Origin of the sequence: Pedobacter sp. Leaf41, from assembly GCF_001422545.1 — a bacterium.
Lineage (GTDB): Bacteria > Bacteroidota > Bacteroidia > Sphingobacteriales > Sphingobacteriaceae > Pedobacter.
This window is the reverse complement of the sequence record NZ_LMLE01000008.1, coordinates 295,066-316,283: the sequence shown is the minus strand read 5'-3', so window position 1 is coordinate 316,283 and position 21,218 is coordinate 295,066. Positions and strand designations below refer to the sequence as shown.

Below are 21,218 nucleotides of genomic sequence, written 5' to 3'. Positions count from 1 at the left end.
TTATAATATCTCTAAACAAATCATAGCTTTGTATAACTAACTATCTTCATGATTAAGGAACAGATTTCAGTTTTCGATATTTTTAAAATAGGCATTGGCCCATCGAGTTCGCATACACTTGGTCCGTGGAGAGCTGCCCAACAGTTTACAGCATCGCTAACCCAACAAGGTTTACTTTCTGATGTAGAAATGGTAAAGATATTACTTTATGGCTCTCTTGCTAAAACAGGCAAAGGCCACGGAACTGATGTAGCCATTTTGCTAGGCTTAACGGGTGCAGATCCCGTAACATTTGATGTTGATGCCGTTACGCCAACCTTTGAAACTATCCAGAAAGAAAAAAAACTTAATCTTGCTGGCCAAGCCATAATTGATTTTGATTACAACAATGATCTATTGTTCCTCTTTGCAGAAAGCCTCCCCTTTCACCCCAACGCGGTTACCTTCCAGGCTTTTTTAAAAAATGGCAAAGCTTTTTCCGAAACCTATTATTCCATTGGTGGGGGGTTTGTAGTAAAAGAAGGCGAAGACAATAGCCAGAAACCTCAGGTCGATTTACCCTTTCCTGTAGAAAAAGCGAAAGAACTTTTGCACTGGTGTTTATCAACAGGATTAAAAGTGAGCGAAATCGTGATGGAAAATGAACTGGCCTGGCGACCAGAAGCGGCCACCAAAGCTGGCATTCTTCAGCACTTTGCGGTAATGAAAGATTGTATTTATCGTGGCTGCCACACTACAGGTTTTTTACCTGGCGGATTGGATGTTGCCCGAAGAGCATTCCCATTGAACAAACGATTAATCGGCAAAGCCGAATATACCGGCTATCACTCCTGGCTAGATGCCATCAAAAAAGGCGGTAACGGTTTCAACTATATTTTAGATTGGGTAAGTTGCTTTGCTTTGGCGGTAAACGAGGAAAACGCATCATTCGGACGAGTAGTAACTGCACCAACAAATGGTGCAGCTGGCGTTATTCCAGCAGTTTTACAATATTTTATAACTTTTTGCGATGGTTACTCGGAAGAGAAAATCATTCAATTCATTGCCTGCGCATCTGAAATAGGAAGCATTTTCAAGAAAGGTGCTACCATTTCCGCAGCGATGGGTGGTTGTCAGGCAGAAATTGGGGTTTCATCGGCAATGGCAGCAGCAGCACTTACAGAATGTTTAGGTGGTTCGCAAAGGCAGGTTTTAATGGCCGCAGAAATTGCGATGGAACATCATTTGGGCTTAACCTGCGACCCAATCGGTGGATTGGTTCAAATTCCTTGCATCGAAAGAAATACAATGGGTGCCATTAAGGCCATAACAGCAAGTCAGCTGGCGCTACAAAGTAATCCTGATAAGGCAAAAGTAAGTTTAGATGCCGTGGTAAATACCATGTGGGAAACTGCACTGGATATGAACGCCAAATACAAAGAAACATCAGATGGTGGCCTCGCGACCAATATTCCTATTAGTTTGCCCGAGTGTTAAAACCTCACCCTATGAACGGTCGTGGGTTGGGTTATTTTCTGCTTTCCCTCTCCTTGAAGAGAGGGTTATAAAGTACAGCAATATAATCTTGTGATTTAAGTCTTCGCGATCTTTTGTGCCTTTGGGGCCAAAACCTCTGCATCCACTTATATTTTCTTACATACCTTATATGATAAAAAAACCTTGCTTGTTTGCAATTACCTAAACTAAGCCCGAATAGTGAAGCACTAGCCACCAAATACCAGTGGTAATAAACGACAGCAATATCCCGATACCCACCACCAAATTAGAAACTTTGGGATTTAGATTATATTGATCTGCCACCACGCCGGCAGTTAGTAAGGTTGGCATGGCCATTTCGAAGATGGTTATTTTCGCTATCATCCCGCTCATTCCCAATAGCAAAGCAATAACGAAAACTACAAGCGGTGCCAATATCAACTTATAGAACAATGCAAAGCTGACGTGTTTAATTTCGCTAAACCAACCACCAAATTTCAGCTGAAGGCCAATGGAAAATAATGCCAGCGGACCAACAGTTCCAGCTAGTTTATCGAATAGAATATCCAATGATGATAAGTCTAAATAGTGGGGTAATATTAATGCCAATACGCAACCGATCAATGGCGGAAACGTGAGCACTTTTTTGAGCACCAGTTTTGCACTTAGTTTCTGTTGTTGAGAAGAACGAATGGCAACAATGATCCCAATGGTTGATAACAAAGTGAAGGTAATCTGATCACAAATAATGGCAATAGCCAATTCCTTTTCGCTGAAGTAGGCAATAATTAACGGAAAGCCAATAAATGAAGTATTACTTAACGAACTCACCAATTTTAAGCCACCAGAAGTTGCCCGACTTACATGCGTAATTTTTGCGTAAAAGGTAATAAATACCCATCCAATAAGCCAGACACATATAGGCGCTAAAGCCGGAAATAGCAGATCTTTTGTCCACACGATGTGCGGAAGGTACTTGAAAGAAACTGCCGGCAATGCAATATAGATAATCCATGCATTAATGCCTTTATGTGCATCTTTAGGGAGTGATTTACTTTTCCTGAAAAGAATACCTGCAACAATACATAAGCCGATTAGAATGAAATTTGCCATGATTAGCGCAAATATAAGATAAAAGAAAACGCCAAATAGTTTTGTCTAAATGGCGTTCTTGATATTTATGTTGCAGGATTACTGGGCTTCGGCTTTTTCTTATGCCAAACCTTTTTCTTCCCATTATTTCTTGGGTGCTGTGGGCGCTTTTCTTCCACGTGCGTAATCTCCATTGTTGAAATGTGTTCCGGTAAAGGCATACGTGGAACTTCTTTTTCAATCAGTTTTTCAATATTGTCAAATTTGCGCTTATCTCTACCGTTCACTAAAGTTATCGCTGTACCTTTTGTAGCTGCACGAGCAGTTCTTCCAATTCGGTGAACGTAATCGGCCGGATCGCCAGGAACATCGTAATTGATTACCAAGTCAATTCCTTCTACATCAATACCACGAGATAAAACATCGGTACCAATTAAAATTGGAAGCCTTCTGTTTTTGAAAGCGAGCAAAATATCCTCCCGTTCTGTTTGCGTCAAATCAGAGTGAAAAGCGGCTGCCTTAATGCCCAAGCCTTTAAATGCTTTGTATAAAGCTTTAACCTTCTCTTTGGTTGAAGCGAAAATAATGCTGCTTTTGTAAGTGCCGTCTTTAAAAAGATCGGTTAACAAAGCCTGCTTCTGCTGATCGTGAATGTTATAAGCTTGCTGATCGATGCCTTCGGCTGGTTTAGCAATAGAAATGGTAATCTGCTGAGGATCATTTAAGATGCTGCCTGCCATTTTCCTAATTTTCGGCGCCATGGTTGCCGAAAAAAGAAGCGTTTGTCTTTTCTTCGGCAAGTAACTTACAATGCGCATAATATCATCATAAAAACCCATATCAAGCATTCTATCAGCCTCATCTAAAATTAAATGCTGCAAATGTTCCAGTTTCAACAAACCTGATGACAAGTGTGCCATTAACCTGCCTGGTGTGGCAATAATTATATCCACTCCTTCACGCATTGAGCGCTTTTGTTGTTCATAGGCAATTCCATCGCCACCACCATAAACCGCCAGCGAACTGATGTTGGTAAAGTAAGCCAAAGCTTCTACCTGCAAATCTATTTGTTGAGCAAGCTCTCTTGTTGGCGCTAAAATGAGGGTGTTATTGTGCCTGTCTTTAGCGCGAGCAATTTTATCCATTACCGGTAAAAGGTAACTGGCCGTTTTTCCAGTACCCGTTTGCGCACATGCAATCAGATCATGATCGGCCAAAATTACCGGAATTGCTTGTTGTTGTATTGGAGTAGCGCTTTTATACCCCATAGCCATTAGGCCTTCGTGTAAATCGGGGTTAAAGTTAAAGTCGTTAAAATTCAATCTGTTGTGTTTATGTATTTTAGCAAAAGTACCTCAAATTAAAACGAATAGCAAACGCCAATACCGCTTGAACTTTTAAAAATTAGGTTGTCTGTTTTTTCATCCTTTAATTGATTTGAAAATGAACGTTTTGAAGCTCTTGGTTACAGCAGTCCCGCCCTCTGCTATAGCCCCTGCCAAAAAGCTCGGAGCTGTCGCTTCGTCGCCTGCCAGCCGCAAGAAGGGGTTTAAATACACAGGTTAATACATAAAAGGTTAACCGCTAATGCTACACTATGGTCTGAAAACCTAAAAAAAAGCACAGAATTTTTATTAATAGCCCCGGTTGAAGCGGTTACCCTGCAGCGAAGGAAGCATGACGAAGCGAAGCCTGCCTACCACAGGCAGGCGTAAAAGCGGAAAACGGGAACAAACTTTAATATTAGTTCTGTCTTTGCGCTTCAAAAAAAGATGATGAACTATAAACTGAAAAGCATTTTACCTTATTGGCGCCCTTACTGAAAAATATTTTTTATACTTGAAAGATATTTAAATAGCTACCCATTTTTTGAAGTTTATAAAAAACATAGCTGGTATTAACCAGAAAGATGATGCAGATTTAATTGCTGAGTATAAAAGTACTGGCGATTTAGATGCGTTGGGTACGCTATACAATAAATATATGCACCTGGTTTTCGGGGTTTGCCTCAACTATTTTAAAGATGAAGAGCTAAGCAAAGATGCCGTGATGCAGATTTTCGAAGAGCTGGTTAAGAAGCTTAAAATTCATGAAGTACAGAATTTTAAAAGCTGGCTTCACGTACTCACCCGAAACCATTGTTTAATGGCATTGAGGAAATCTTCGAAGCAAAATAATGTATCTATTGATGATACTTTTGTGGAAAACAGCGAATTTGTGCATCTGGATATTGACGACACAAAAGAAACGCAGCTTACCATAATGGAAAAGTGCATGGAAACCCTGCCCGAAGAACAGCGGAAAAGCGTAGATTTATTTTACTTACAAGAAAAATGTTATAAGGAGGTATCTGATATAACAGGGTACGACATGTTGAAGGTGAAAAGCTACATCCAAAATGGTAAGCGGAATTTAAAGATTTGTATAGAAAAAAATAGTAGTGAATAACGATTGGTTAGATATTGATGTTTTGGAAGATTACCTTGATGGTAAACTTGATGCTAAAGCGATGCACTTTGTAGAGCGCCAGGCATTGGAAGATCCTTTCGTAGCCGAAGCTTTGGAAGGCTTGAAACAATCGCCAAAGCGCAAGCAAACGCTATCTATTTTACAAAAACAACTGTACGACCGGATTTCGGAGAAGCCCGCTAAACGTAAAATGTGGGGCATAACCACCCATCGTTTAAGTATTGCAGCAACAGCTACGGTAGCTTTTATTGCCGTTAGCATTTTGTTTTTTATGCGGGAAACCAGCCGTAAAAATGCAGAAATTGCTGCCAGGAAAGAAAAAGGCGTTATCGTTAATTTAGATACTACAACTTCACTTGCCAATACAAAACCAGTTAAAAAAGATACCATTAATGCCAATACAACATCAGCCTTAATTGATAAAGCAATCGTAGATGCTAAGACAGGCGATTTAGCAAAAAACACTAAAAAAACGCCAAATCTTGCTAAGCACGAGCCAGCATTAATAGCTGAGCAGAAAAAAGCGGTAATGGCTTCAGCTAGAGAAAAAACAGAGGTTGCACCTGCGCTGAGCAAAGCTAAACAGGCTTATGCTGCTAGCGAAGTGGCCATTGCAGCGGCACCAAATGTGGGTGCCAACCATGTTGTTTTTAGTGGCAACGTAATCGACCAAAGTAATGGCAAACCCGTTGAGGGTGCTGTGGTTAAGCTTGCCGGATCGAATAACGTAACAGCTACCGATGCTAAAGGTTATTTTGCCCTACCAGCAGACAGTGTTCCAAAAGACAAAGATTTGATTATTAATGCTGTTGGTTTTAGAGAACGGCCAATTACCAATGTGAACGACCCGAATGCGATTAGGAACGCGATGACGGGCGATAAATCAATTAATGAAATTGCTGCCATAATGGGCTCAAACGGTCGTAAAAAGGAGAATATTGCTGCGCCAAAAATTATGTTGAAAGCAGAGCAAAATCTCGACGGCAAGACATTAACGGAAATCACGAAACCTGTTCCTGTATCGATAATTAACTATAGCCAATATTTAGAAACCAATAACAAACTATACAACGTAAAAGGTCCTGAACAATTTGTTATTGTAAGTTTTAAGGTTAAGAAAAACGGTCGCCCGACAAATGTTAAAGTTATTAAGTCGTTAAACCCTAAAGCCGATGCCGAGGCAAAGCGCCTCATTCAAACCGGACCAGACTGGGTTTTACCTAAAAACGGTAACGATATGGTAGAAATGAGTGTAAGGTTTTAGTATGGTATTGAGTTTTATTCACTCAAGTAATTTAGAGAAGACCATAAAAGCTATGTGTCCTATTCCTATATAGCCCGTAGTAACTCCCGATTATTCAACCATATAGAGATAGAGAAAATATAGAAACCCATAAATACTATATGGTCCATATCCCTATATGGTTCACAGCAACTCCCAATTATTCAACCATATAGACGTAGAGAAAATATAGAAAACCATAAATACTATATGGTCTATATCCCTATATGGCTCACAGCAAATCGCGATTATTTTAACCATATAGACATAGCGAAAATACAGGAAACCATAAAAGCTATATGGGCTATATTCCTATATTGTTCACCGCAATTCCTAATTATTTTAGCCATATAGACACAAAGAAAATTTAGAAAACCCTAAATACTATATGTTCTATATCCCTATATGTTTCATAGCTAATTCACAAGTAAGATACTTATATAAAGCCTCCCATATCTTCTTAGATAACAAACTCTCTCCAAAAGCCTATCAAACAAAAAAGACCAAAGCAAGTGCTTTAGTCTTTTCAAAACATCTCTTTAATATTCTATTTGAAATAATAAATCGCTCCGTAAATAAGGGCGGCCAAGGTTGCTGAAACCGGAATGGTTAAAACCCAAGCCCAAATCAGGTTAATGGTTACACCCCAACGAACTGCAGAAACGCTTTTTACAACACCCACACCTACAATTGAACCTGTAATAGTATGCGTTGTAGAAACCGGGATACCAAAGTGCTCAGTAATACCCAAGGTAATGGCACCTGCACCTTCAGCAGCAACACCTTCTAATGCTGTTACTTTGGTGATTTTTGATCCCATTGTTTTAACAATCTTCCAACCACCGCTCATAGTTCCCAATGAAATGGCCGAATAACAAGCAATTGGAACCCAAGCTGGCATAGAATCAAAATCAGGAATCACTTTAGCAGCGATTAATGCCGTCGCAATAATACCCATTACCTTTTGCGCATCGTTACCACCATGAAAGAAACTTAAAGCGGCAGATGATAATAACTGCAAACGCTTAAACCACTTTTCAGCTGTTGAAGGCTTAGCGTAGCGACAAATATTAATGATAATCAAGGTTAGTACTACTGAAATGACCAAACCAATTATTGGAGCCAAAACAATAAAGGATACAATTTTAATTACATAGCCCATGTTCACTGCATCCATCGGACTAGCGCCGATAAGCAAGGCATGCGTCATACCTGCACCAGCGAAACCACCGATTAAAGTATGCGATGAACTCGAAGGGATACCGTACCACCAGGTTAGCAAATTCCAAATAATGGCAGCTACTAAACCAGCCAGAATTACCTCTAATGTAATATAATTTTCAATTACCGTTTTAGCTACCGTGTTGGCAACCTTATGATCGGTAAAATAAAAGTAAGCTGCGAAATTAAAAAGCGCAGCCCATAAAACCGCCTGAAAAGGCGTAAGAACTTTTGTAGAAACAACTGTTGCAATCGAATTAGCGGCATCGTGAAAACCGTTAATGTAATCGAAAGCAATAGCCAGAATTACAACAACAACCAATAAGGTAGTTACCATGTTTGTTTATTATTAAGCGTTTTTAACTAAGATAGTTTCAAGCACATTTGCTACATCCTCACACTTATCTGTCGCTTTTTCTATCGTTTGTAAAACCTCTTTTTGTTTAATTAATTCAATTGCATTGGTTTCGTATTCAAATAAACGGGCAACCGCCAATGTAAATACATAATCTGCCTGGTTTTCGCCGCTATTAATACGGATACAAGCATCAGCAATTACACGTATGTTTTTGAAACTGCGTAACTCTTTAATTGCTTTATCAATATCAGTACACATTTCTACTAAAAGTTCTGCAATTTTAACAATTGGTTCGCTAATCGTATTCATGTTATACATTTGCATGCGGTTGGCTGTACCATAAATATAATCGGCAACGTCATCAACAGCTGTGGCCAATTGGTGAATATCTTCCCTATCAAACGGTGTAATGAAGTTCCTGCTCAATTCAAGAAAAATCGAATGCGTAATATCGTCTCCTACATGCTCTAAGCGTTCAATTTCCTTAAAAATTGTTTTTCTGCTTTCAGCATCAGCAGTGCTAACCATCTCTAATAATGCTTCAGCAATTTTTAATGCGTTGCTACCAGCTTGCTCAAAAAGAGGATGAAATTTTCTGTCTTGAGGTGTAAAGAACTTAAAAATATTGTTCATGTTAATTTCTAATATGTTGCAAAGCTACAAGCTCAATGTTAAGTTAATGTTAATTCACTAATTATATTAACGAATTGTTTCTTATTGAAGCCCTATTCTAAACAATTAGAAGTGATGATGTTAGCCGAAACGCTGCTCGTTATCATTTAGTAAAGCAATGGGTGTGAATCTTTGGTAACACCTGCCCCGCTTTATGCTACAATCTTTTTAATAGTGAAAGCCAATGGGAACACCAAATCAATGCAATTAAAAAGTATTTACGCGTCAATCGGGTTTATTAACTAGGGTTTGTACAATCGCAAAACGCAGCAAAACAAACCTTTCTACGAATCAACTGTTCTATAGCGATAAACCAAAAAAATGACAGCTCAAAACAGGAACAACCTTTGGATTTGGATAGGTAGTATTGCTGGTGGATTAATCCTCATTTTAGCCTTTGGGGCAATGTTTATTAGTGCCCGCTGGAAGCCAATTTTAACCGAAAAAATTAAGGAAGGGGTTTATAATGGATCTAGTCATCTTTATAAGATAGATTTCAAAAGTATTAATTTAAACGTAATTACGGGGAGTTTAGCACTTCGCGATGTAACCCTCAAGGCAGACTCTTCGGTTTTCGATTCTTTAAAGCAACAAAGATTAGCCCCAGCCCATACTTTCGAAATAAAGCTTAAAAAACTTCAAATCACAAGGGTGAGCATTCTGACTGCATATTTCAAAAAACGATTGAACATTAACGAAATAATGCTCGATCGTCCATCCATCAAAGTAACTTTTAATAAGGTTCCTAAAAAAATAGATACCAGTAAGGTTCAAAAATCCCTATACGACCAGATTTCAAAGAACTTTAAATCTGCAGCTATAAAATCTATTAAAATCATAGATGCAGATTTCGATTATATTAACAAGAGCACTTCTATTAAAACGAAAAACAGCGTTAAACACCTTGATGTTACGGTAAAAGATTTTCTTTTAGATTCATTATCCGGAAAAGACACTTCCAGATTTTATTATACAAAAGATATTTCTTTTCAGGTTGCCGGCTATAAATCCAATACGAAAGATAGAATGTACACCGTGAAAATCGATACGATTAGTGGCTCCTATTCATCAAAAAAACTCAGTATTAAAGGCCTTACATTGAAACCACTTTATCCTGAACTGGAATTTTCAAGAAAATACAAGGTCCAGAAGGATCGGTATGACTTAAGTTTTAGCAACATAGAATTTAACGGAATAGACTTTATAAAACTGAATACTGATCAAAAAATCGAAGCAAATTCCATTAAAATCGGACCCGCCAATGTTGCCGTATTCATGAGCAGAGAATCGCCCCCTCCCCCAGGCCTTGATAAAGGAAAAAACTATCCGCACCTGGCTTTGAAGCGGTTAAACATTCCAATTATTATCGACACGGTAAAGCTAAGAGATGTAAATGTTAGGTATTCAGAGTTTAACCCTGCAAGTAAAAAAACTGGTTCAGTTGAATTTAAATCGTTGAAAGGAAATATATACAACATTACCAATGATAGTTTACGTTTGGTTAAAAAAAATCATGCAATTGCCGATTTGAATACCATGTTAATGGGCACAGGAAAATTGAATGTAAAAATTGATTTTAATCTTACGGCTAATGATGGTGCGTTCAGCTATAGTGGTAGCCTGGGGAAATTCGATTTGAAAAATCTCAATTCATTATCAAAAAACTTAGGTTTAATTGAGGTGGAAAGCGGAAATATCCAAAATATAACATTTAAAGCAAATGGAAACCTACGAGCCGCCTCCGGCTCGATGACCATGTTGTATAACAATTTAAAAGTTAAGTTACTTTCTGATAATATTGACGGCGAAGGCACAAAAGAAAAAGGATTGTTGTCGTTTCTCGCCAATACCATTCTAGTTAAAGATGAGAACCCAAGTAAGGGCGACCCTGCACGAACCGCTAACATGAGTACAACGAGAATCAATTCGGGATCGTTCTTCAATTTGATGTGGAAAAACCTATTTGTGGGAATAAAAGATATTGTTGGTGTAGGTATTGTGCCTGAGAAAAATCCTGTTCAACAGCAAAAAGTAATCGCAAAAAAAATAAGAGAACAGAAAAGGGCAGATAGAAAAGAAGCACGGAAAGCCAGAAGGGAGAAAAATTAGGCAACATTTTTTACAATACGATTATAAATGTATATTGCTATGAAAACAAGTCCCTTCGTTAAATGCCTGATACAAAATCAAACAGATATAAGCTTTTAAAATGGATTGCCGCAATACTACTGATTATCCTTATCCTACTTGCAGGATTAGCCTGGTTTTTAAATGTAAAATCGCAACCGCTGCTTTCCAGCCGCATCAAAACGCTTTTATATAAATCGACCGATAGCCTTTATAACATTAGTTTTTCTAAAGTTACCACCAATATTTTAACTGGTAGCGCTACCCTTTATAATGTAAAAATTACGCCTGATACCAACCGTTTCAACCAACTGATCATTTTAAAAAGAGCGCCAAACAATCTTTACACTGTTACCCTCAAAAAACTTCAGGTTAAACATTTTCATCCTATTACGCTTTACAGGCATCAGAAACTTCAACTCGAAGAGGTGATTTTCGACAAACCCGAGGTTAGTATGATGAACCGTCAATTTGAATTTAATGAGAACCGGCCACCCAGACCTATAAAATCTCCTTATGCAATGATTTCGCAAAACTTAAAGGAGTTCCGTATAGATAACATTCTCTTCAGAGATGCAAGCTTTAAATATGTCAATAAGAATATCCCAAATTCAGTACCTTTTATTATTGATGATTTGAATATTACGCTTAAAGATTTGTTGGTCGATTCAACCTCCGCGGAAGATCCCGATCGCTTTTACCTGCTTAAGGATGTAATCATCAACCTGAAAGATTATACCTATCCCACTCCTGATCAGATGTATCATATCAAACTGAATCAACTTGATTTTAAAGCATCGACTGGAAGTTTAAGGATAAATAAATTTGAGGTTAAACCGCTTCATGATGAAATGAAGTTTGGGAAAGTTGCGGGTTATTCTAAAGATCGGTTTCATGTAGAAATGAGCAATATTTCAATCAAAGGAATCGACTTACCGGTATACATCAGTAAACAAGAATTCAGAGCCAAGGAAATGAATATAGCAAATGGTTTTGTTTCCGTTTTTAACGATAATAGCATTTGCATCAACCAGAACCCAGCAGATAGCGTTCAAAAACGAGTAGGAAGGTTTCCTCATCAACTGTTGCAATCAATGGGCGTCCCCGTACTTGTTCAAAAAATCAACTTAAAAGATGTTGATGTAAGTTATGCCATTTATAATGCAGAGAGCCAGCAGCGGGGTAAAATTTCTTTCGAGAAAACAGCGGGTACTTTTAAAAATGTGACTAATCTCGATAGAATAAAAGCGATAAACCCGAACATGGAGGTGAAGCTAAAAACTTATCTACTTGGCCAGGGAGAACTTGATTTGGATTTCAACTTCGATCTGATTGCCAAAAACGGGGCATTTACATGTAAAGGGCAACTACAGACCTTTAATGCCAGAGTTTTAAACCAGATTACAAAACCTTTAGGACTTGTGCGCATCAACAGAGGAATTGTGGATAAGCTTAACTTTAATTTCAAAGCGAATAATGATGGCGCAAAGGGCAATGTTAATTTCTATTATTATGATTTATCAGTAGCGCTAATGAAAAACGATCCTTCAAAAGATCATTTAGTTACCCGTGGGTTGCTTTCTATTTTAGCCAATGCGTTGGTTATTAACTCAGAAAACCCGGATAGGAATGGAAAATTCACCTCAGCGAAAGTAAATTATGAAAGAGTAGAAAACACTTCATTTTTTAACCTGATTTGGAAAAGCCTTTTTTTAGGCATTAAAAACAGCGTTGGAATTACTGAAGAAAAGCAACAGGAAATTAAGAAACACATCAAAAATTTTAATGAGATGCGAGAAAATCATCGCATTAGAAAACAAAAAAGGTTACAACGAAGACAACAAAGGGAAAAGGAAGCCCTTAAAAACGACTGGCGCTAAATAGAAAAAATGCCGAACGTTTTTATATCTTTAAATATCTAAACCAAAAAACTAAATCATGATTATCGCAATTATTCTCGTTATCTTAATCATTATCGGCATTTTCTTTTACAATTCGCTAATTGGTAAAAAGAATCAGGTTTCTAATGCTTTTTCTGCAATCGATGTAATGCTCAAAAAACGGTTCGACCTAATTCCCAACTTAGTGGAAGTGGTAAAGCAATACACCAATTACGAGTCGGAAACCCTTTCGAAAATTGTAGAACTTAGAACCCGGGCTGCTGCCGGTAATATCAGCGATGCGGAAAAGGCACAAATTGACAGTCAGCTGAGCACAAGCGTTAAGGGATTGATGGTTAATGTAGAAAATTATCCTGATCTGAAGGCCAATACCAATTTTATAAATCTTCAAAGTACCTGGACGGAAAGTGAAGAACAAATTGCGGCTGCCAGAAGATCTTATAATGCTGCTGTTACCGATTACAACAATTCTATAATGATGTTTCCAGGAAGTTTATTTGCCGGAATGCTGAACTTTCATCCCGTTCCAGTGCTTGAAACTGCCGTGGAAGAACGAAAAAATATCAGCGCAAAAGATCTATTTAACAATTAATGCAATTTTCTAGTTTAGCAGGAAATGTAGCCCTTCAAAACATTTTGGCTACCATGGAAGTGGAGCGCAAAAAAATTGCTTCCACCCAAAAAAAAGGCTATTACTTTATTGGAGGCGGTATTTTATTAGGCATAATCGGTTCGGTTTTAGGCTTTCCTATGCCATCGATAATAGCGGGTTTGGCTCCCATCATTTACGGTGGAATTGTGCTTTTTAAAATTAATGACGAATTACAGGCTTACAAACATGCTTATAAACGTGATGTAATTGGTGAAGCACTTCGGTTTCTAGATTCGAGCCTGATTATTGCTCCACAAAATGGAATTGTAGCACATGAGTTTATCCATTCTCAGCTTTTTACAACTGAACCCGATCGATACAAAACTGAAGATTTAGTAAGTGGAAAAGCAGAAAAAACTGCCTTTTACTTTGCGGAAGTGCATGCTGAATATAAAACCGTTACACAAACCAAAAACGGGACAAAAACAGAATGGCATGATATATTTAAAGGAATTATCTTTGTAGCCGATTTTAACAAAAATTTTAATGGCTCAACCATTGTTCGGCCTAAAGATTTTGGTAGCGCAATCGGCGCCTGGTTTTCTACAAATTTATTTTCTTTTAGTGATCAGGATGTGATCAAACTCGAAAACGTAGACTTTGATAAGGCATTTATTACGTATGGCACAGATCAGGTTGAATCTCGTTATTTATTAACACCAGCGATGATGGAACGCATTTTAAAACTAAATAGCAACTCCAAATACTCCATCTCGCTGTCGTTTATTCAATCTAGAATGTACATCGGTTTTCCCTTGGATCGAAACTATTTTGAGGCGCCCATCTTTAAATCTCTACTTAATCCAGATCTATTAAATGACGATATCTATACGATCAAATTCATGTATGATATTGTAAAAGAGCTCGATTTGAATACGAGAATTTGGGGAAGAAATTAACTCAAATGTTTTTTTACAATCCCTTCTAAAGCTTCGATATCAAAAGGCTTGGATAGATAGCTATCTGCACCAGCTTCATCAGCCAAGGCTGATATATCGTTATTTGCCGAAAAATAAATCACAGGAATGTGTTTCAAATCAGGATTATTTTTGATGGCCTTTGTTGCCTGTATGCCCCCCAAATCGGGTAGCCAATTATCCATAAAAATAATATCTGGCATGTAGGAGGCCACTTGGCTTTCAATATCATTTGCCGTTTCGGAAGTTTTAATTTCATAGCCCGCATCTTCCAAAATGAAAGTACAAAGATCTAAAATATCTCTGTTATCATCAAACACGAACACTTTTTTTGCATCAGCCATAAGTTATCTCCTAAAGGCAGTTAATTTTAATTATTTAGTTTGTTTATAAACGCAGCCATCTCAAAACTATTCAAAACAAGAGCTGTTTTTATCTCATTTAAGGCTTGCTGTGGCATATACGGCATTATAGCGGTATCCGGATTTTGGATAATCACTCTTCCACCCCATTTTTCTACTATCTTTAATCCTTCTACCCCATCTGCGTTTGATCCTGACAGTAAAATGCATACCAGTTCATCTTTGAAAACTTCAGCTGCCGATTGAAAAGTAACGTCAATCGATGGTCGTGAATAGTTCACTTTTTCTGAGTAATCTAAAGAAATAGTAATTTCTTCTTCGATTAGCAGATGGTAATCGCCAGGCGTAATGTACACGTTTCCTCGCAAAATTGGCTGTTTTTCTTCCGCCTCATTTACAATCAAATGGGTTCTGCTTTTCAATAAATCAGTTAGCAGTGAATCGTTCCCTGATTTTCGGTGTGTGACCAAAATAATAGGAAAACTCAAATTACTTTTTAAATCAGGAAAAATTTCCAGTAACACATCCAAACTGCCTGCAGATCCACCAATAACCAAAGCACTGCACTTTTTGTCTGCTATAGTTTGCGCCATATTTTTTCTAATTTAACGCGTTTATACTCTTTTGCCTTGGGCCAAAAATCTAAACTTTCTTTACTGCCCAAAGCCAAATATCCTAGCTTTTCTAAACTGTTATCAAAAAGTTGAAACACTTTATGCTGCAATTCTTTATCAAAATAAATGAGTACGTTTCTACATAAAATAAACTGAAATTCATTAAACGAATGATCAGAAACCAAGTTATGTGTACTAAAAATCATTTTACTGCTTAAAGATTCATCAAACTTTGCCAAAGAATAATTTGCGGTATAGTACGAAGAAAAATCCTTAGTGCCATCAGAGGCTACATAATTCTCCGAATAACCCTTCAAATAATTCAAAGGAAACATTCCTTTCTTGGCCTTTTCCAAAACTGAGGGATTGATATCGGTAGCATAGATCAACGATTTCTGCAACAAATTTAATTCTTTCAGCAGAATTGCCAGTGAATAGGCTTCTTCGCCTGTGGAACAGCCCGCTACCCAGATTCTAATGAACGGATACGTGCCTAAAACAGGTAAAACATCATGTCTCAGCGATCTGTAAAAGCCAGGATCACGGAACATTTCAGTCACGTTTACTGTAATTTCCTCTAGAAACCGTTTGAAATATTGCTTATCACTTTTAACGGCATACCTAAACTCGGCGAAGCTTACAAAATTATCAAGGGTATACAACCTGGTTATTCTCCGCTTGATGGATGCATGAGAATACTCCAAAAAATCGTAGCCATGAACTTCCAATACATCGCTTAACAATGCATCAATTTGTTCATTATCTATCGCCTCGCTGATCACTTATTGTGTTACTTTTTCTATTTGAGTTAATAATTCGTCTACGTTTATAGGTTTAGATACGTAGCCAGCTGCACCGGCAGCCAGGCACCGCTCTTTGTCGCCTACCATTGCTTGTGCGGTAACCGCTAAAACCGGTATATTTTGCATTTTCTCTGATTTTTTGATCACAGATATGGCCTGATAACCATCCATTTCTGGCATCATCATGTCCATTAATACCACAGCGACATTTTTATTTTCTTCCATAATGGAAAAACCTTCCTGGGCGCTTGTGGCAGACAAACAATCGAAACCTTTGGCCTTTAAAACAGCTTTTAAAGCGAAAATGTTTCTATTATCATCATCAATAATGAGAATTAATTTCTGAGGCATATTTATTAAAAAGGTTTAAGCTTTGTGATGATTTTCGTATAACCAAACTCGTAAAAGAGATACCAACTGATCCATATCTACAGGTTTGCTTATATAATCTGAAGCACCTGCAGCTATACATTTTTCTCTATCGCCCATCATGGCTTTTGCTGTAACCGCTAAAATTGGCAGATTACGGTATTTTATATCTTGCCGAATGGCCGTTGTAGTTTCGTAACCGTCTAACTCGGGCATCATCATATCCATTAAAACAACATCTACTTTGGGGTTTTCCTCAAGCAACTTTAAGGCTTCCTTACCATCTATCGCCGCCAAAACCTTCATTTGATGTTGCTCCAATACTTTTGTTAAAGAGAAAATGTTCCTCACATCATCATCGGCAACCAACACCGTTTTGTCTTTCAGTACATCCTGAAGTTCGGTAAATGCTTTTGGTGTTTTAGTTTTTTCGCGGCTTTTTTCTTCCACCAAATGCAAAAATAATCCTGCTTCATCTAAAATTCTCTGGTAAGAATGTGCCGTTTTCACCACAATCGAATCGGCATATTGCTTGATCCGATTTTCTTCACCCTTGGATAAGTTTTTACCCGTAAAAATGATGATGGGTAAATTTTCCAATCCAGGTGTTTTCTTTACCACTTCCAGTGTATCATAGGCATGTTTATCAGGGATACCCATATCTAAAATTACGCAGTTTACATCTGATTTGTGCAAGGCAGAAACACCTTCACTCACCTGGTTAACAATTTCCGTTTGAATACTAAAATTGCTTAAAAAGTAGCTCAATGCTTTGGCATGCTGTTCATTTTCCTCCACAATTAATACTTTCTTTGGATGTCTGCTTAGTGCATGCTCCAACTTGGAAAATATTTCCTGCATGTGCTCAAAAGCGAAAGGCTTGTTAATAAAATCGACAGCGCCTTTTAATAAACTTTCTTTTTTAACCTGCAGTGATGACATAATATGCACTGGAATAGGTCTCGTTGTTGGGTCGGATTTTAGCTCTTCCATCACTTGCCAGCCATCTTTAACAGGCAATTGAATATCCAATAAAATAGCTTGCGGCTTATACGCTTTTGCCATTTCAATTCCAACATCGCCGCGTACGGCCACTAATCCTTTATAATTTCGCTTCCGTGTAAAATCAAGCAGGGTTTTAGCAAATGGCGTATCATCTTCCACAATTAAAATCACCTTATCGTCTGGCGTAATATTATCACGATCATCGTCAATTTCCTGTGGAATATTAGTTACCGTTAAATGCTGAATTTTCGGTACTTCTGGCAAAACGGTAACAGGTTTTTTCCACGGATCTTTTAAATCTTCAAAACCCTTATTCTTATCAATAGGTAAAACCAAAATGAACTCACTTCCTTCATTTTCTTTACTTTTCAATTCAATGTAACCACCCAAAAGCTTGGCCAGTTCACGACTAATAGATAAACCCAAACCCGTGCCACCAAACTTACGTCGGGTAGAACCATCGGCTTGCTGAAAGGCTTCGAACACCATGCCCTGCTTTTCGGGCGCTATGCCCACACCGGTATCTTTAACCTTAAAAATCAGCGCGTTTAAATGTTCATCTTTTTCGATATTAAATTTAACCGAACCTATTGAGGTAAACTTGATGGCGTTTGATAATAAATTCTTTAAAATCTGCTCCAAACGCATTTTATCGGTATTGAAAAATTCGGGTAGATTGCTAGCCCTTTCAATAAACAGTTCTAAAGCTTTATCTTTTGCTAGTGGATTAAAGAGTGATTGCATGTTCTGTGCAATTTCCTCAATCTTCACATTTGAACGGTCAAGCTCCATTTTTCCGGCCTCGATTTTTGAAAGATCTAAAATCTCATCTATCAAACTCAATAAACCTTGTCCTGAGCTTTGGATTACAGAAGCATATTCCTGATGTTCTTTGTCCATGGCATCATTTTCAGCCATTAATCTTGACAATAAGAGAATGGAATTTAATGGAGTACGCAACTCATGAGACATATTTGCCAAAAATTCCGATTTATATCTTGTGCTCAGTTCTAAAGCCTCGGCCTTTTGCTGAATTTCTGCATTCCTCTCTTCAATCAGTTCATTCTTCTCTTCCAGCAAACTGCTTCGTTCTTCTAATTCCTGGTTGCTTTGAAGCAATTCTTCTTGCTGTACCCTAAGTTCTTCTTCTGATGCCTGAAGCTTCTGTGCCTGTGCTTCCAATTCAGCATTCATACCTTCCAACTCTCCATGCTGAACTTGTAACTCTTCAGATTGAGCCTGTGTTTCTTCTAATAATTGTTGTAGCTTTTGCCTGTTTTGAGCACCCAACAATGCAGTACCAATATCAGAAAGTACTGAATTTAGAAATTGCAGTTGCAAATGACTAAATGCCGTAATGGTACCCAACTCCAATCCACCTATTGAAATTCCATTTCTAACAATAGGCAACACCAACAATTGGGCTGGTTTAATATTTCCTGTGGCGTGTGTAATGGTTAATTCAGTTTGGGGTACATCTTCCAGCAAAATGCTTTTGCCCGATTTTACAGCTTGTCCGATCAACCCTTGTCCAAGCTCTAAAACTTCAACCAGGTTTTGCCCTTCTAAAGCGTATTTTCCCTTTAAGTGAAGATAACCATCATCTTTAAATAAATAAATTGCACCGATTTGGCTTTTGGTATAAGAAGCCAATAACTCAATAATATCATCAGCCAAATGGAAAACATCCTTTTCACCAACCATTTTAACATTTAAGTTAGCTACGCCAGTTTGCAGCCATTCGTTTTCTGCCAATGTATCGAACGATTTTTTCAGCGATGAAGACATCGTATTGAGCGATTCGGAGAGTTCTCCGATATCATCCTGACTTTGGCTATCAAGCTTAACGCCATAATTGCCATTTGATATTTGAGATGCAATTTCTTTGATAGCTGCAATTCGCTTCTCCATCTCGTATTTTTTGCTTTCGATTTCCTCTTGCAACTTCACTCGCTCATCAAAATCAACTGACACTTTTCTATAAAAAAATAAGGTGATTAAAATGGCCAAAGCGGCTGCTATCAAAATTAAAATAGGCGTGTAAGAAGTGAGTTTGTTCAGCTCTACAGTGCGTTCCTCTAGTAACCTGCGTTCTTCTTTAACCATGGCGTTCACAGTTTCCCGTGCCTCATCCATGTAAACCTTTCCTTGAAACAAAACTGTAGCGTCTACCGCTCCACCAAGCCCTTTAATTTCAATGGTAGATTTAATAATCCCCATTCTTTTAGTTAAAATATTGCGAAGTCCGGCAACGTTTTTTTGCTGTACAGGGTTATCTTCGGTTGCACTCTCTACCTTTTTCAGTATCGCTGCAGCAGAATCACTGGCACCATAATAAGGTGTTAAAAAAATCTTGTTTCCGGTAAGTAAATATCCTCTTTGCCCGGTTTCAGCATCTTTTAAGTATGAAATAATGTTTTCAGCATCCAATATTACCTGATCACTATGCTTCACCAACTCCGTACTTTTTATCAGGTTGCTAATGCTCACATACGAAGCTAAAGAACTGATAAAAAGAATAATAAGCGACAAGCCAAGACCTAAACGTAAATTATTTTTAAGGGTAGTTTTCATTCTATAATTTGGAGATGATTAGATTTGATTTTGCAGAATTTCTTCTTCAGTTGTTGGAATAATGAAATAAAATTCCGAGCCCTCATCTGGCACACTATTTACTCCAATAGTACCACCATGGCGCTTAATTATTTCTGCACAAATGTACAAACCAATACCTAAGCCGTTAAAACGATGACTATTTTCCTCAACGCGGTAAAATTTATCAAAAATCTTTTCTTGTTGCTCGCTGGAAATTCCAATTCCAAAATCTTTAACGGCCAGGTAGAGCTTCCCATCTTTAATATTAATGGTTACGTTTACCTGGTTAGTGCCTGGAGCATATTTAATAGCGTTGGTTATAAAATTGATGACCACCTGTTCCAACCGCATTTCATCGCCAAAAATATTCTCGCTGGTTTGGCCAAGCTTGGTAATTTTAAAATCAGGATTGGATTGTTGCAACATCTCAATGGCATTGTTAACCATATTATCGGCACAGAAGCTTTGCATGTTAAACTTCATTTTGCCACTTTCAATCTTCGAAATATCTAATAAATCAACAATCAATTCGTTTAGCTTTTCGAGCTGAATGCTGGCTTTTTCCAAATGGTTTTGAGCTATTTCTTTGTTATCCTTATTTAAGCTCCGTTGCAAAAGCTGTATATAACCTTTAACGCTGGTGAGTGGGGTTTTTAACTCATGGCTGGCAATACTGATGAATTCGTCCTTTTTTTGTTCAGCTTGTTTTCTAAATTCTATTTCTTTTAACAATTCTTCCTGAACCTCGTTTAGCTTTCTACTCTGCTCATAAATGCGGTAAAAAGTCTTTATCTTAAGTAAAAGAATATTGATATCAACCGGCTTGATGATGTAATCTAATCCCCCACTTAAATATCCTTTAGTTATAAATTTAAGTTCGGTGTTTACTGCCGATAAAAATATGATTGCAGTATCTTTTGCCTTGCTAAAGCCCGAAATGGCTTCGGCAACTTCAAAACCATCCATATCTGGCATTTGAACATCCAGAATGATGAGCACATAATTGTTTTTTAAAACCTTTTTTAATGCTTCTTCTCCAGATGATGCCGTGTCTACCTCAAAATTATGAGCTTGTAGTACTTTCTGCAACGAAATAAGGTTTTCTGGTCTGTCATCAACTATAAGGATCATCGTTATTAAAACAAATAGGAAGCTAGGATAATTATGTTTGGTCTGGAGACAACATCTCCTAAACTAGATACAAACAGCAAAGTTTTAAAAAGGTTTTGGGTTTTGAAATTTTTTTTCGAAACTGTTTTGAAGTATTACAATTAAGGCTTAGTTCTGTTCTTCATTTCAAGTC

At 37.7% G+C, this 21,218-nt stretch carries 17 protein-coding genes; 7 read left to right on the top strand and 10 right to left on the bottom strand.

All coding sequences use genetic code 11. The features are described 5' to 3' along the window. Positions 1 to 48: 48 nt before the first annotated feature. The gene (locus ASE92_RS13765; protein WP_056850686.1) at positions 49 to 1,476 is read left to right on the top strand and encodes an L-serine ammonia-lyase; all 1,428 of its coding nucleotides are present in this window, start codon (positions 49 to 51) and stop codon (positions 1,474 to 1,476) included. A 201-nt stretch (positions 1,477 to 1,677) separates the two neighbouring features. Here the strand turns inward: ASE92_RS13765 and ASE92_RS13760 are convergent, their stop codons facing one another. Further along, positions 1,678 to 2,589, bottom strand: a complete 912-nt coding sequence (locus tag ASE92_RS13760; protein WP_056850685.1) for an AEC family transporter — start codon at positions 2,587 to 2,589, stop codon at positions 1,678 to 1,680. A 65-nt stretch (positions 2,590 to 2,654) separates the two neighbouring features. Further along, entirely contained in the window at positions 2,655 to 3,890 is a 1,236-nt protein-coding gene (locus ASE92_RS13755; protein WP_056850684.1) for a DEAD/DEAH box helicase, read from the bottom strand. A gap of 547 nt (positions 3,891 to 4,437) precedes the next feature. On the opposite strand from ASE92_RS13755, the gene ASE92_RS13750 reads away from it, so the two are divergent. Together ASE92_RS13750 and ASE92_RS13745 are read left to right on the top strand one after the other, a co-directional pair. Continuing rightward, a complete protein-coding gene (locus ASE92_RS13750) occupies positions 4,438 to 5,016 on the top strand; it encodes an RNA polymerase sigma factor (protein WP_056850683.1) in 579 nt (192 codons plus the stop codon). Continuing rightward, complete coding sequence (locus ASE92_RS13745) at positions 5,009 to 6,301, top strand: carboxypeptidase-like regulatory domain-containing protein (protein WP_056850682.1); 1,293 nt, start codon at positions 5,009 to 5,011, stop codon at positions 6,299 to 6,301. Before ASE92_RS13750 ends, ASE92_RS13745 begins: the two co-directional genes overlap by 8 nt. 565 nt (positions 6,302 to 6,866) lie before the next feature. On the opposite strand, the gene ASE92_RS13740 is transcribed toward ASE92_RS13745, so the two are convergent. After that, a complete protein-coding gene (locus ASE92_RS13740; RefSeq protein ID WP_056850681.1) occupies positions 6,867 to 7,877 on the bottom strand; it encodes an inorganic phosphate transporter in 1,011 nt (336 codons plus the stop codon). Between the two features lie 12 nt (positions 7,878 to 7,889). Next, on the bottom strand, positions 7,890 to 8,531 hold the full coding sequence (locus tag ASE92_RS13735; RefSeq protein ID WP_010599217.1) for a DUF47 domain-containing protein: 642 nt from the start codon (positions 8,529 to 8,531) through the stop codon (positions 7,890 to 7,892). 360 nt (positions 8,532 to 8,891) lie between these two features. On the opposite strand from ASE92_RS13735, the gene ASE92_RS13730 reads away from it, so the two are divergent. The 4 genes from ASE92_RS13730 to ASE92_RS13715 all read left to right on the top strand — a co-directional run bounded on the left by ASE92_RS13730 (position 8,892) and on the right by ASE92_RS13715 (position 14,149). After that, positions 8,892 to 10,679, top strand: coding sequence for a hypothetical protein (locus tag ASE92_RS13730; RefSeq protein ID WP_056850680.1), 1,788 nt, complete (start codon positions 8,892 to 8,894; stop codon positions 10,677 to 10,679). A 62-nt stretch (positions 10,680 to 10,741) separates the two neighbouring features. Further along, on the top strand, positions 10,742 to 12,577 hold the full coding sequence (locus tag ASE92_RS13725) for a hypothetical protein (protein WP_056850679.1): 1,836 nt from the start codon (positions 10,742 to 10,744) through the stop codon (positions 12,575 to 12,577). A gap of 58 nt (positions 12,578 to 12,635) precedes the next feature. Continuing rightward, positions 12,636 to 13,190: a LemA family protein gene (locus ASE92_RS13720; protein ID WP_056850678.1), complete on the top strand. Its 555-nt coding sequence runs from the start codon at positions 12,636 to 12,638 to the stop codon at positions 13,188 to 13,190. Continuing rightward, positions 13,190 to 14,149 (top strand): DUF3137 domain-containing protein, encoded by a 960-nt coding sequence (locus tag ASE92_RS13715; protein WP_056850677.1) that lies wholly within the window; start codon positions 13,190 to 13,192, stop codon positions 14,147 to 14,149. Before ASE92_RS13720 ends, ASE92_RS13715 begins: the two co-directional genes overlap by 1 nt. Here the strand turns inward: ASE92_RS13715 and ASE92_RS13710 are convergent. From ASE92_RS13710 to ASE92_RS13685, 6 genes are read right to left on the bottom strand one after another with little or no spacing between them, the layout of a single operon-like run. Further along, entirely contained in the window at positions 14,146 to 14,511 is a 366-nt protein-coding gene (locus ASE92_RS13710) for a response regulator (protein ID WP_056850676.1), read from the bottom strand. The genes ASE92_RS13715 and ASE92_RS13710 overlap by 4 nt on opposite strands. A 26-nt stretch (positions 14,512 to 14,537) precedes the next feature. Next, positions 14,538 to 15,122: a chemotaxis protein CheB gene (locus ASE92_RS13705; protein ID WP_056850675.1), complete on the bottom strand. Its 585-nt coding sequence runs from the start codon at positions 15,120 to 15,122 to the stop codon at positions 14,538 to 14,540. Beyond that, positions 15,107 to 15,925 carry a protein-glutamate O-methyltransferase CheR gene (locus ASE92_RS13700; RefSeq protein ID WP_056850674.1) on the bottom strand — a complete coding sequence of 273 codons (819 nt, stop codon included), beginning with the start codon at positions 15,923 to 15,925 and terminating at the stop codon, positions 15,107 to 15,109. Before ASE92_RS13700 ends, ASE92_RS13705 begins: the two co-directional genes overlap by 16 nt. Beyond that, the gene (locus ASE92_RS13695; protein ID WP_056850673.1) at positions 15,926 to 16,297 is read right to left on the bottom strand and encodes a response regulator; all 372 of its coding nucleotides are present in this window, start codon (positions 16,295 to 16,297) and stop codon (positions 15,926 to 15,928) included. 15 nt (positions 16,298 to 16,312) lie between these two features. Then, positions 16,313 to 19,894 carry a response regulator gene (locus tag ASE92_RS13690; RefSeq protein WP_056850672.1) on the bottom strand — a complete coding sequence of 1,194 codons (3,582 nt, stop codon included), beginning with the start codon at positions 19,892 to 19,894 and terminating at the stop codon, positions 16,313 to 16,315. 18 nt (positions 19,895 to 19,912) lie between these two features. Then, complete coding sequence (locus tag ASE92_RS13685; RefSeq protein WP_056850671.1) at positions 19,913 to 21,046, bottom strand: hybrid sensor histidine kinase/response regulator; 1,134 nt, start codon at positions 21,044 to 21,046, stop codon at positions 19,913 to 19,915. Positions 21,047 to 21,218: the final 172 nt, after the last annotated feature.